This window comes from Candidatus Darwinibacter acetoxidans (assembly GCF_041936445.1).
Lineage (GTDB): Bacteria > Bacillota > Limnochordia > Darwinibacteriales > Darwinibacteriaceae > DTU010.
In genome coordinates this window covers 13,710-26,015 of record NZ_JBHGXH010000096.1, presented here as the reverse complement: position 1 = coordinate 26,015, position 12,306 = coordinate 13,710, and the positions used below count along the sequence as shown (strand labels likewise).

General features: G+C 59.8%; 9 protein-coding genes and 1 other annotated feature. Of the genes, 4 read left to right on the top strand and 5 right to left on the bottom strand.

Annotated elements, in window-relative coordinates:
- The first annotated feature begins 136 nt into the window (after positions 1–136).
- Positions 137–368, top strand: a binding site (T-box leader).
- A 47-nt stretch (positions 369–415) separates the two neighbouring features.
- Positions 416–1,861: a tryptophanase gene (locus ACE4YL_RS03035; protein ID WP_461359874.1), complete on the top strand. Its 1,446-nt coding sequence runs from the start codon at positions 416–418 to the stop codon at positions 1,859–1,861.
- 102 nt (positions 1,862–1,963) lie between these two features.
- Here the strand turns inward: ACE4YL_RS03035 and ACE4YL_RS03030 are convergent, their stop codons facing one another.
- The gene (locus ACE4YL_RS03030; RefSeq protein WP_461359873.1) at positions 1,964–2,989 is read right to left on the bottom strand and encodes a winged helix DNA-binding domain-containing protein; all 1,026 of its coding nucleotides are present in this window, start codon (positions 2,987–2,989) and stop codon (positions 1,964–1,966) included.
- A gap of 122 nt (positions 2,990–3,111) precedes the next feature.
- Here ACE4YL_RS03030 and ACE4YL_RS03025 point away from each other — a divergent pair, with 122 nt between their 5' ends.
- Together ACE4YL_RS03025 and ACE4YL_RS03020 are read left to right on the top strand one after the other, a co-directional pair.
- Entirely contained in the window at positions 3,112–3,486 is a 375-nt protein-coding gene (locus ACE4YL_RS03025) for a zinc ribbon domain-containing protein (RefSeq protein WP_461358234.1), read from the top strand.
- 113 nt (positions 3,487–3,599) lie between these two features.
- Positions 3,600–4,100, top strand: coding sequence for a GyrI-like domain-containing protein (locus ACE4YL_RS03020; protein ID WP_461358233.1), 501 nt, complete (start codon positions 3,600–3,602; stop codon positions 4,098–4,100).
- A gap of 69 nt (positions 4,101–4,169) precedes the next feature.
- Here the strand turns inward: ACE4YL_RS03020 and ftsH are convergent, their stop codons facing one another.
- The 4 genes from ftsH to ACE4YL_RS03000 form a co-directional block, all read right to left on the bottom strand.
- Entirely contained in the window at positions 4,170–5,996 is a 1,827-nt protein-coding gene (ftsH, locus tag ACE4YL_RS03015) for an ATP-dependent zinc metalloprotease FtsH (protein WP_461358232.1), read from the bottom strand.
- Between the two features lie 3 nt (positions 5,997–5,999).
- Complete coding sequence (locus tag ACE4YL_RS03010; RefSeq protein ID WP_461358231.1) at positions 6,000–6,467, bottom strand: MarR family winged helix-turn-helix transcriptional regulator; 468 nt, start codon at positions 6,465–6,467, stop codon at positions 6,000–6,002.
- A gap of 169 nt (positions 6,468–6,636) precedes the next feature.
- Entirely contained in the window at positions 6,637–7,821 is a 1,185-nt protein-coding gene (locus ACE4YL_RS03005) for a thiolase domain-containing protein (RefSeq protein WP_461358230.1), read from the bottom strand.
- A 57-nt stretch (positions 7,822–7,878) separates the two neighbouring features.
- Entirely contained in the window at positions 7,879–11,079 is a 3,201-nt protein-coding gene (locus tag ACE4YL_RS03000) for a BTAD domain-containing putative transcriptional regulator (protein WP_461369193.1), read from the bottom strand.
- A gap of 196 nt (positions 11,080–11,275) precedes the next feature.
- Between ACE4YL_RS03000 and ACE4YL_RS02995 the strand changes: the two genes are divergently transcribed.
- On the top strand, positions 11,276–12,298 hold the full coding sequence (locus tag ACE4YL_RS02995; RefSeq protein ID WP_461359272.1) for a 3-oxoacyl-ACP synthase: 1,023 nt from the start codon (positions 11,276–11,278) through the stop codon (positions 12,296–12,298).
- Positions 12,299–12,306: the final 8 nt, after the last annotated feature.

Below are 12,306 nucleotides of genomic sequence, written 5' to 3'. Positions count from 1 at the left end.
CTCCAAGTTTTGTACAGTATATGTGGAAGAGCCTCCCCGGGCACCGTACCCCAGTTCCAAATGGGGAGCGCGGCAGCATCTAGGTGGTTGACAGGGACCAGTTCCAGGCGTATACTGTATGCAAATTCCAAAACGCGGAAAGATCATGAAGGGGACTAAGTAGGTTTCAAGAGGGATTTCCAGAGAGCTGGGGGGTGGTGCGACCCAGTAATCGCTTGAGGCCGAAGTTACACCCTGGAGTCGCCGATTGAACTAGCAGTAGATCGGACCGTAGACCGGCGTTAACGGTTGCGGGAGTGATGGCTCCCTAGAGGGAATCTGCGTGCAGATTAATTCAGGTGGTACCGCGGCTGAAAGTCGTCCTGTTGGGGACGGCTTTTTTTGTTAGAAAAACAAAAGAGAAGGAGCGGTGGACATGACCAAAATCAAGTTGTTCAGCGGTGAGCAGATCCCCATGGAAATGCACAAGGCCAAGATTGTGCAGAAGATCCAGCTGGTGCCGGTGGAAAGGCGCCTGGAGGCCCTGGAGGAAGCAGGTTACAACACCTTTCTCCTGCAGAACAAGGATGTGTTCCTGGATATGCTCACGGACAGCGGAGTGAACGCCATGAGCGACGGGCAGCAGGCCGCCATGTTGGTCGCGGACGACAGCTACGCAGGTTCCCAGACGTTTACCCGTTTGGAACAGAAATGTCAGGAAATCTTCGGCACCCGCTATTTCCTCCCCGCCCACCAGGGCAGGGCCTGCGAGCATCTGCTGGCTAAAGTGCTGGTGCGGCCGGGCACTGTTGTTGTGACCAACTACCATTTCACCACCACCAAGGCCCATGTGGTGCTCCAGGGCGGGGAAATGCTGGAAGCTTACATCCCGGAAGCCCTTGAGACCACAAGTGTTCACCCCTTTAAGGGGAACATGGATGAGGAAAGGCTGGAAGCTCTCATCCAGAGGTACGGAGCGGAGAAGATCGCTTTTGTACGCATGGAGGCAGGTACCAACCTCATCGGCGGCCAGCCCTTTTCCCTGGCCAACCTAGCTGCGGTGAGGGAAATCTGCCAAAGGCACGGTCTCTTGCTGGTGCTGGATGCCAGCCTTTTGGCGGACAATCTGCACTTCATCAAGGAGCGGGAAGCGGCTTGCCAAAAGCTGAGTATACGGGAAATCACCCGCCGTGTTGCGGAACTTGTGGACGTGATCTACTTCTCCGCCAGAAAGCTCGGCTGCGCCCGGGGAGGCGGGATCTGCACTAACAGCGAAGAACTCTATGGGCGGCTCCGGGAACTTCTGCCGCTTTACGAAGGGTTTCTCACCTATGGCGGGATGTCTGTGCGGGAGATGGAAGCCATCGCGGTGGGGCTGGAGGAAACCATGGACGAAGATATGATCAGCCAGGGACCCCAGTTCACTGCCTACATGGTTCGGGAGCTGGAGAAGCGGGGTGTTCCTGTGGTCACTCCCCCCGGCGGGCTGGGCTGCCACCTCAACGCCCGGGAGTTTCTGGACCACCTGCCCCAGGAGCAATACCCAGCTGGGGCCCTTGCCGCCGCTTTGTACTTGGTAAGCGGCATCAGGGGTATGGAGCGGGGCACCCTGTCCGAAGCCAGGGATGCCCAGGGGAGGGAAGTCCTGGCTGACCTAGAGCTCCTCCGCCTAGCTGTCCCCCGCAGGGTGTACAGCCTCTCCCAGCTCAGCTGCGCTGTGGATAGGATCACCTGGCTTTACCAAAACCGCCGGCTCATTGGCGGGCTGCGCTTTGTGGATGAGCCCAAGACGCTGCGCTTTTTCTTAGGTCGCCTGGCACCCCTTACGGAGTGGCCCGCCGAGCTGGCGCGCCGCTTCAGCCAGGACCTCAGCAAGCTCTAGACAGTTCTGCTGCAAGTTGGTGGGGGAGGGTGTTGACCAGCCGGCGGCGAAATTGTGCGGCGAAAAGGAAGGAGGTGCTAACTCCGTCCCGTAGGCGGAGTCCTAGCTAAGGGGCGGGGCAAAGACCACAGTCTGCAGCTCAGGGCCGAAGATTTCCCCTGCTTTTCCTGCGATGAGCTCCTCGTCTTTTTTGGTGAGGGGGCGGAAGGGGGTGATCACAAGCCGCCTCCGTTCCTTTTTCCACCTGGCCCTGAGCCTGCCCCGGAGCAGGATGGTGGGGAAGACGATGCCGGTGTTGGTGGTAACCTTGGTCTTGTCTTCCTCGTCCAGGAAGCGACTGCGCTCCCTGTAGCCCAAGATCAGCTGATCAAAGCCCGCCAGAAAGAGGCAGTCGGGGATCTGGCCGGTGCTGGGCAGCTGATTGAGGTAATAGTACTCCCGGCCTTGGTGGGTGATGCTTCTCAGGGGCAGGCCGGCTTGTTCCACAAGCTCCGCCACTTCCCGCTGGCGGAAGCCGGTGAAATAGGCGCAGTCGGTGAAGGTGGCCGGGCCGAAGGTTTGGAAATAGCGACGGATCACTTCCTGCCGGGCGGTCCGCCGATCCATAAACTCCACGTCAAAGCAGGGGACAAACTCTTTCCCCGTGCCCGGGGCGTAGGCGATCATGCCGCGGCTGCACATATCCCGCAGCAGTCCGCCCCAGCCGTGGAAGACCTTCTTCAGCACCTCCGGCTCCATGCCGCTCGCCCGGGCCTGCTCTTTGAGGGCGCTCCTTTGGGTGATACCTGCAGCGATCCAGCTGCACAGCTGCTCCGCCCAATGGGGTTTGAGGGCAGGATCCAGGTCCCAACGGTCATCCCAGGTCTCCTTCACGCCAACGGCCGAGAGGTAAAGTCCCAGCTCTTCCCGGCGCACGGCGTGGAGTGTACCCCGGAAGGTCCAGGTTTTGACCAGCCCTTCGCCCCAGGTTTCTTCATCATAGTCTGCGGCCCTGATCTGCAGGGCGTACTTGGGATTATTGGCAAACTGGGCCTGCAGCCCCATCAGATCGGAAACGACGGTGGCTTTATCCGTTTTCTCCAAAAGATGCAGGTTGTGGAGGGAAGCAAAAAGCAGCTGCTCCAGCACGAAGACGCCTCCTTTAATGTGATTGGCAGATCTCGACAGCTCGCCGCGGGGCGCTTGCTCCCTCCGCCGGGGTATGTCTTCAGCGGGCCACAGCGTATGATGCAAGGGAGGAGGGTGATGGCATGTCCAGGAAGCTCGCCAGAGGAGGCATTGCGCTTTTGATCCTCGGCGGCGTTTGCGCCATAGTCGGTTTGCTGCTGTTCCTGCGGGGTTTTTTCGCCGTTGGTATGGACGATCCCTTCATCATGCCCTGGAGGAGTCCTGCCTTGAGGCGCTTGGTGTCCTTTGAAGGGGCGGCGGTGGGTATAGTGCTGCTTGGTATCGGCAGTTACCTGGTGAAAATCGGTCTGGGTCTTACCCTGGTGGGCCATTCGGAGAGCATCGCCGGCTGGCTGCGGCGGCTGGTGCGCGGCGAGCGCCTGAGCTGTCCCGAGTGCGGCAGCCCCGCTCCCACAAGTGCCAAATACTGCAGTCAGTGCGGCACCAGGCTGCAGTAAGGCTGGCCGCTTTATGCCGCCTAAGTTTTGTTTTCCCCGCGGCTTAAGCGGTGGCAGGAACGGGGAGTGCACTGGCGAAGCATTGGGTAAAAATGGGAAAGGGGCGATGGACAGTGCCCAGGCTAGTACATTTTGAGGTGAAGGATTTGCCCCAGCTGTGCGTGGTGGGAAAGGCCATACAGGTGCCCAAGGAGATGGAGAGCAATCCCATACCTGCCCTCTGGCACCAGTGCTTTAACGACGGAACCTTTGCCACCCTGGAGACGCTGCGGGAGTATCACGTGGCGGAGGACTATGTGGGTTGGATCGGGGACTGGGGAGAGGAAAGCTTCACCTATATCTGCGGGATGCTGATGAAACCCGAGGTGCCCGTGCCAGAGGGCTTCGAAGGCCGCATACTTCCCGCAGGCCGGGCGGCGGTGGCCTGGATCAAGGGCCAAGAAGCTGAAGTGCTCTTTGCTGCCCACACCGTGACCATGGAGGCCCTCTTGGGGAAAGGTTATGAGTACGACCAAGCCGCCGGCTGGTCCATGGAGCTCTACAACTGCCCCCGCTACACCGAGCCCGACGCAAACGGCGAGCTGATTCTGGACTATTACATCCCGGTGAAGTAGGCAAAGCGGCTGTTTGATCAGGAAAATGCAAAGGGGAATGGGCAAAGAAGGCCCATTCCCCTTTGGCTGTTAGGTGCCTAGGATCTGCATGAACTCCTCGCCGGTGATGGTCTCCTTGGCCAGGAGGTGGCGGGCCAGCTCGTGCAGTTTGTCCATGTTGTCCTTGAGGATGTTCACCGCCCGCTCATGGGCTTTGTTGATCAGCTCCATCACGGCCTTGTCCACGGCCGCGGCCGTTTCCGAGGAGCAGGTGGGCACCGCATCGCCGCCCAGGTAGGGGTTGGTCACCGTCTCCAGGGCCACCATGCCGAACTGCTCGCTCATGCCGTAGCGGGTGACCATGGCCCTGGCCAGCCGGGTGGCCTTTTCGATGTCGTTGGCGGCACCGGTGGTGGCTGTGTTGAACACCAGCTCTTCCGCGGCCCGTCCGCCGGTTAAGGTGGCCAGGCGGGCCATGGCCTCTTCCTTGGTCAAAAGGTAGCGGTCATCCTCTTCCACCTGCATGGTGTACCCCAAAGCACCTGAAGTGCGGGGGATGATGGTGATCTTGTGCACCGGCGGAGAGTTGGTCTGTTTGGCCGCCACCAAAGCATGCCCGATTTCGTGGTAGGCGATGATCTCCTTTTCCTTGGGGGAAATGGTGGCGTTTTTCTTTTCGTAGCCGGCGATGACCACTTCCACGCTTTCCTCCAGGTCCTCCTGGGTTACCCGGCTTCTGCCCAGCCGGACAGCCCGCAGGGCCGCTTCGTTGATAATATTGGCCAGATCTGCCCCCGAGGCACCCGCGGTGGCCCGGGCGATGGCCTCCAGGTCCACGCCTGGTTCCATGGCCACTTTGGCCGCATGGACCTTGAGGATGGCTGTACGTCCCGCCAGGTCAGGCAGTTCCACGGGAATCCGCCGGTCGAAGCGGCCCGGGCGCAAGAGGGCGGGGTCAAGGGATTCGGGGCGGTTGGTCGCGGCCAAAAGGACCACCCCTTTGCGGGAGTCGAAGCCGTCCATTTCCGTGAGGAGCTGGTTGAGGGTCTGCTCCCGCTCGTCGTTACCGGCAAGGCCGCCCTCACCCCGCTTTTTGCCGATGGTGTCGATCTCGTCGATGAACACTATGCAGGGGGCCTTCTCTTCCGCCTGCTTAAAGAGATCCCGCACTTTGGCGGCCCCCAGTCCCACAAACATCTCCACGAACTCCGAGCCGGAAATGGAGAAAAAGGGTACCTGAGCTTCGCCGGCCACCGCCTGGGCCAGCAGCGTTTTACCGGTGCCCGGCGGGCCCACCAGCAGTGCCCCTTTCGGCAGGGAGGCCCCGATGCGGGTGTATTTCTCCGGATCATGGAGGAAGTCCACGATCTCCATGAGCGCTTCCTTGGCCTCATCCTGGCCCGCCACATCGGCAAAGGTTTTGCCGGTCTGGGCCTTCACATAGACCCGGGCATTGCTCTTGCCAAAGGCCATGATATTCCCCATCCTGGTCTGGAGCTGCCGGGAGAAGAGCCGGCCTAAACCCAAGATGATCAACATGGGCACGATCAGGCTGAAAAGGTACGTGAGGATGGGATTGGGCTGGGTGGGCTTGACCCGGGAAAAGCGGATGTTGTTTTCGCTGGCCCGCAGCCGGCTCAAAAGGTCCGGATCAGGCATGACCACAGTTACGTAGGTTTGGCGCTGGCCGCGTGCGTCCAAGGCCACGTAGGCCAGCTCCTGGCCATCAGCGCTCATTTCCACCTCCAGCACCCGGTTTTCTTCCAAGGCCTGGAGGAAGGTGCTGTAATCAACCTCCGTGAGCTGGCGGCGGAGGAACGAGGGGAGCACCACGGCGTTGATGATGAAGAGGATAACGATAGAGATGAGATAGTAAAAGATCAATGGCTTTTTGGGGGTTTTATCCCTGTCAGGCATGGGCTACCTCCTCCCTGGACTGTTCTGGAAAGCCTGCTGAAGGCTGGTGACCACTTCTTTCAGCTTTTCCATACCGCTGATAATCTGCTCAAATTCCCCGGGGGAATAACCTTCCAGCACGGGGTCGAACTTGCTGCTCAGATCCTCTTCGATCAGATGCAGCACCCGTTTGCCCTCAGGTGTCAAGGTGATGAGCACAATGCGTTCATCCTCTGGGCTGCGGTCCCGGCTCACCAAGCCTTTTTTCTCCAGAGTCTTGCACATAGCGGATGAGTTGGCCGGCGCTGAACCCAGGGCCTGGCTCAGTTCCCCCACGGTCATCTCACTGCGGTGGTCCACTTCCATGAGGATGCGCAGCTGGGTCATGGTGATCCCGTGGGCCTGCACAATGGTTCCCAGGGGCCCGTCCAGCCCCTGACCGATGGCCCGGAACAGCTGCCACAGATGGTTCTGGAATTCCCGGATATCCATGGAACGCCTCCTTTATTTATGTGTAAGAAAGAATATACGCATGAAAATGTATTCACTATAAATAATACCACGAATAAGGGAAACGTTCAAGGCCAGGGAGCGGGGTTTTGGCTAAATAATGGTGAACCCCGCCGCAGAGGGCGGGGTCGCATCTTCCCTGAGTACTGTCTTACCTGATGCGCTGGAAAATGAGGGCGTAGTTGCTCACGGCACTGCCGCCGATGTTGTAGGTGAGGCCGATTTCCGCCCCGGGAATCTGGTGGCCGATGGCCCTACCCAAAAGCTGCCTCACGGCCAAGACCGCCATGGACACCCCCGTTGCCCCTACAGGATGTCCCTTGGCCTTGAGGCCCCCGGAGGCGTTTACCGGCAGCCTTGCCCCAACTTCCACCCAGCCTTCCTCGATGGCCTGGGCACCCCGGCCCGGGGGCGTTAAGCCCATGGCCTCGTAAGCCAGCACTTCGGCGATGGTGAAGCAGTCGTGCACCTCCGCGAAGTCCAGATCGTCCACGGTGATCCCCGCCAGCTCATAGGCCCTGTGGATGGCTCTGCGCCCCGCGGTGAACTCCGCCTTGGAGCGCTTGCTCAGGGGCAGGTAGTCGGTGGTATGGGCCAGGGCCTTCAGTTCCACCAGCTCATTTTGGAGCTCCTTGGCTTTATCCTCCGAGGCCAGAACCAGGGCTGCGGCGCCGTCGGAAATCAAGGAGCAGTCGAAGAGCCGCAGGGGAGCGGCCACGATGGGGTTCTTTTCCTCCGGCCGGTTTAGAATATCTTCATAGGTGCACTCCCAGGGCATCTGGGCCAGGGGATTGGCCGCGGCGTTGCGGTGGTTTTTGGCGGCCACTTTGGCCAGGAGCACCCGGAGCTCTTCGGGGGAAATCTGATACTGCTCCTGGTAACCCTTGGCGAACTCGGCAAAGAGCCCGGGGAAGGTCATGCCCTGGGCGCCTTCCTCCGGCCAGTGGGAAGCCATGGCCAGAACCTGAGTGACCCCGGAAGTGTTTAAGCTGGTCATTTTCTCCACACCGATCACCAGGGCCAGTTCAGCGGCGCCGGCTTCAATAGCCTGTTTGGCCGCGGCGATGGCTGCGGAGCCTGAAGCACAGGCATTTTCCACCCGGGTTGCCGGCTTGAACCGCAAATCGGGATGGATCTCCACGGCGCAGGGGGCCAGGTGTTCCTGGGAGTTGAAGCCGCCCCCGCTGAAGTTGCCAACCCAGATGCCGTCGATGTCCCGGGCTTCCACGCCGGCATCTGCCAGGGCGCCTCTACCTGCCTGAATGAGCAGATCATAGACGCTTTCCTCTAGACGTCCCACTATGGAATGATAGGTTCCAACCACATACACAGCCATGCACAACACCCCTTCGTGAGTTTGTTCAAATCTTAACGAAGGGGCGTTACAAACCAGTTACATTTTGGAAGTAAGTTTTTGATAGAACCTTTCGATGGCCGGCATGGGGGTCACATTGAGTTCCCGGTCCAAGACTGCGCAGCAGCGCTGGTAGACCTTGACCGCCAGAAAAGGCCTGTTGGTGCGGGCGTAGATTTTCATCTGCAGCAGGTAGGCCGGTTCCCAGCAGGGATCGTGCTGCAGGAGTAGTTCGGTGAGCTTCAGGGCTTCTTCGTTTTCCTCCCGCTCGTAAAGGTACCTGGCCAGTTTGTCCGCGGTGTCCAAAAACAGGCTGCGCAGCCTTTCCCGCTCGTCCGCCACCCACTCCAGGTAGGGCAGATCCTCCAGGAAATCCCCCCGGTAAAGCTTGATCGCTTCCCGATAGAGTTCCGCCTGGTGGTGGGGATGAGCTGCGCTGTCGCCCAGCCTGATCAGGCGCTCCAGTTCCTCGGCGTCCAGGACATAGCTGGCCTGGGGGTTGAACCCATAGTTGGAGCGGCTCCTGAGGATATAAAAGGAGGTCTGCTGCGCGGTGCGGTCCGGTTCCAGCGCTTTGCGCACCGCATTGAGGGACACCTTGAAATTGCGGGCAGCCGTTTCCAGATCGTCCTCGGGCCAGAGGGTATCGAAGATGATCTCCCTGGGCAGGTACTTCCCCCGATTCAGGAAGAGGAGGAGGAAAAGCTCCAGCGCCTTTTCCCGCTGCCACTCCTTGCTGCCGATTTCTTCCTTGCCCCGCCAGAGCCGGAGGTTGCCCAGGGTCTGCACCTTGAGGGTGTAGCCGGGGTGGTATTCCAGCCCCGCCAAGCCGTGCTCGGCCAAAAGGCCCTGGAGAAGGAGATTGTCCTTGAGCTTCTGGCTCGCATCCAAAAGGAGGGGAGCCACCATGTTGCGATCTCGAAAGCCAAGCAGGGAGGGTACCTTGAGCAGGATCTGCGCCTCTTTGTCCAGCTTGGTGCGGAAGATCTGCTCCAAGAGCTCTGCATACCTTTCCTTCTGCTGGCTTTGGAAATAGACCAGGGCCAGCCAGAGCTTGGCCGCGAGCAGACAGTAATCATCCTGGCAGCTGGCGAAGTCCGCCGCCGCCGTGCGCAGTTCTTGGGCTGCCGCTTCCCACTGGGCCAGGAAGTAGTGGTTGATGCCCAGACCGATGCGGACCATGCCGCTGAGCCACTGATCCCCCGAGAGCTGCAGAATCTCCAAGGCCTCCCGCCCGAGGTGCAGGCCCAGGTTGGAATCGCCAAAAAAGGCCTCCAAAAGGGACAGGCCCATCAGGGGTTCCGCCCGGCCTCGGGCCACCTCCAGTTCATCCACGATCTCTAACGAGGCCTGATAAGCCCTTCTGGCTTCTTCCACCTTCGGTGGATCCATCAGCTGCAGGCTGTGCCCCAAGCGCATGTGGGCCACGGCCACGATAAAGGGAGAGTCGTACTGCCTGCCCAGTTCCACCCCTTGGCTGGCGTAGGCCCAGGCCCGCTCCACCTCGCCCCGCAGGCTGTGGGCCAGGGACAGAATTAACACCGTTTCCCGGTGAGCCCGGGGGCTCATGGCCCGCTGCTGTTCCGCGGCCAGTTTTCTTTCCAAAAGGTCAATAGCCTCCGCGAGGCGGCCTGTGCGCAGCAGCACCCGGGCCCGGATATTGCTGTCATAGACTTCCTGGCGGTCCAGTTCCTGAGCCCGCTTCTGCAGGGCCATGGCCTGGTCCAAAAGCCCCTGGTTGGCCTTGTTTTCCGCCATGAGCTTGAGGATGCTCGCCTCTTCCCAGCGGTTTTCCTTATCCCGGTATTTCAAAGCCTCCTGCAGGTAGTCGGCGGCCAGCACGGGCTGGACCGTATCCAGGTAGACCTGGGCGATTCTCTGGGAAGTGTGGCTGAGCTGCAGAAGATCTTGGCGCTGCAAGAAGATCTCCCGGGCCCGGTGCAGAACCTGCAGAGCCTCCTTGAACATGCTCTTCAGGCGCAGCACTTCCCCCAGGTAGAGATAGAGCTGGGGATAGCTTGCGAAAACAGCTTCCGGCAGTTCCTTCAGGTAAGCGTGGAGGGAGTCAAATCTGGCCAGGCGCAGCATTTCCTCCCCGCAGGAGATGAGCACAGCTGCCGCGCCCTGGAAGTCTTCCGCCTTGAGCAGGTGGAAGATGGCCAGGTCCGTTTCCTGCACGGCGGTGCAGATTTCCGCCGCGCGCCGATGCAGCTGCTGGTAATCGTATCTACTCCTACCCTGTTTGTGGAGGAATTCCCGCACCAGATGGTGGTAGCGGTAGAGATCCGGGGCCAGCATAAAGACAAACAGGCCCTTCTGGTGCAGGCCGCTGAGGATCTCTTGGCTGTCCTGGCGGCCCAGGAGCTTGTTGCAGATATCGACCTTCAGGTTTTTCAAAACGGCGGTCTGCAGCAGAAACTCCTGAACCTCCGGGCTTTGATTTTCCAGCACCTCAAAGGCCAGGTACTCAAAGAGCAGTTCCAGGGAGGGGGCTTCCACCCGGAGCACCTCATCCAGCTCAGCTCCTTGGGTCAGGCCCTGGCCCAAAAGATCCAGGGCGATGATCCAGCCCTCCGTTTCCCGGGCCGCCTTCTCCGCTTCCCCGGGGGAGATGGCGAGCCCATACTGATCCGCAAAGAAATCCGCGATCTCCCCGCTGGTGAGCATCAAATCCTGTTCATCGATGACCAAAACCAGCCGCTTCAGCCGCCAACTGGCCCACTCCCGAAAGCCCAGCTTTTCCCGTGTGGCCAAAATGAGGTGGAGCCGGGGAGGCAGCAGCCTCACCAGGTGGCTCATGAGCTCCAGGATCTGGCTGTTGGCCGCCACCAGGTGGAAGTCATCCACAATTAGGTAGGCATCTTCCTCGAGGTTGGCCGCTGAGTTGATGAACAGGTTGAGGGCCCGCAAATAGTCCCCGCTGCTGCCAGGCCCATCCGCCAAGGCGGCCAGGGCGCCCTCCACTAGACTGGGGTGTTTCAGACGCACAGCGTGGAACAGGTTGGTGAAAAACACCGCGGGATCCGCATCCAGCTCGTCCACGTTGTACCAGAAGTACTGGCCGCGCTCCTGGAAAAAGGCGGCCAGAGTCGTGCTTTTGCCAAAGCCGGGGCCTGCCTTCACCACCGTGAGGGGATACTGGGCACAGAGCCGGTACTTTTCCCACAGAGCAGCCTTTTTCCAGTGCCGTGCGCTGGAGCCCGGCGGTAAGAACTTGGTTCTGACTGTATACTCGCCCAAGGCAGTCACCCCCCGTTAACTAAAGTTATTTACTTATTTCTAGGAAGGGTTTTATAAACCTTCCGCCAACCGGGCTGACCCACCGCGCGCAGCCCATTTTTTGTTTTTTGCGTAGTTTGGGTTACCGATTTGTAACTGAAATGGAACTTCCCCTAGTTATAGTGTGGGCAAAAGCGCAAAGCAAAGGAGGTTCGCCATGCCCAGAGAGATTGACGTCGGCATCGTCGGAACAGGGATCTACCTGCCGGAGCAGGTGATGACCGCCAGGGAAATCGCCGAGGCCACCAACGGCCGCTGGACCGAGGAAGCTGTCCGGGAAAAGCTGGGGATCAATCAAAAGCACATTCCCGGCCCGGGCGATGGGACCCAGGAGATGGGGGTTAAGGCCGCCCTAGATGCCCTGGAAAGGACCGGTGTTGACCCTCGGGAGATCGACCTCATCCTCTGTGTGGGGGAAGAGTGGAAGGAGTATCCCCTCACCACTAGCGGGATCTACATCCAGGAGCAGATCGGCGCGGTAAACGCCTGGGCCATCGATGTGCAGCAGAGGTGCTGCAGCACCGTGGCGGCCATGAAAATGGCCAAGGACATGATGACGGCGGATGAAGAGATCGAAACCGTCATGGTTGTGGGCGGTTACCGCAACGGAGATTTCGTGGATTACACCGATCCGGCCATGTCCATGATGTACAACCTGGGGGCGGGTGGCGGGGCCCTGATCCTGCGTAGGGGTTACGGCCGTAATCTGCTCCTGGGCACCCATATCATGTCCGATGGGTCCCTGGCCAGGACGGTGGGGGTGAAATACGGCGGGACAGAACACCCCATTACCAGGGAAAATGTGGATGTTGCCTATAAGTCCCTGCAGATCTTCGATGTGGAATTCATGAAAAACCGCCTCAATGAGGTTTCCATGCCCAACTGGTTCCACTGCATTGACCGGGCCTTTGAAAAGGCGGGGCTGAGCAAGGAGGAACTGGGCTACTTGGCGGTGTTGCATTTCAAGCGCTCCATGCACCTGTATATGCTGGAAACCTTGGGACTGAGGGAAGAGCAGACCACCTACTTGAGTGATTTCGGCCATCTCGGCCAGGTGGATCAAATCCTGTCCCTCCATCTGGGGCTGGAGCAGGGCAAAATCAAGGACGGCACAGTGATCGCCATGATCGCCGCGGGCATCGGCTATGCCTGGGCGGCCAACGTGATCAGGTGGGGTTAAGGAAAATC

What these genes read in the sequence shown, in the direction of transcription:
- ACE4YL_RS03035 (WP_461359874.1), top strand. Translation starts at nt 416, where the DNA reads ATGACCAAAATCAAGTTGTTCAGCGGTGAGCAGATCCCCATGGAAATG.
- ACE4YL_RS03025 (WP_461358234.1), top strand. Translation starts at nt 3,112, where the DNA reads ATGTCCAGGAAGCTCGCCAGAGGAGGCATTGCGCTTTTGATCCTCGGC.
- ftsH (WP_461358232.1), bottom strand. Translation starts at nt 5,996, where the DNA reads ATGCCTGACAGGGATAAAACCCCCAAAAAGCCATTGATCTTTTACTAT.
- ACE4YL_RS03010 (WP_461358231.1), bottom strand. Translation starts at nt 6,467, where the DNA reads ATGGATATCCGGGAATTCCAGAACCATCTGTGGCAGCTGTTCCGGGCC.
- ACE4YL_RS03005 (WP_461358230.1), bottom strand. Translation starts at nt 7,821, where the DNA reads ATGGCTGTGTATGTGGTTGGAACCTATCATTCCATAGTGGGACGTCTA.
- ACE4YL_RS02995 (WP_461359272.1), top strand. Translation starts at nt 11,276, where the DNA reads ATGCCCAGAGAGATTGACGTCGGCATCGTCGGAACAGGGATCTACCTG.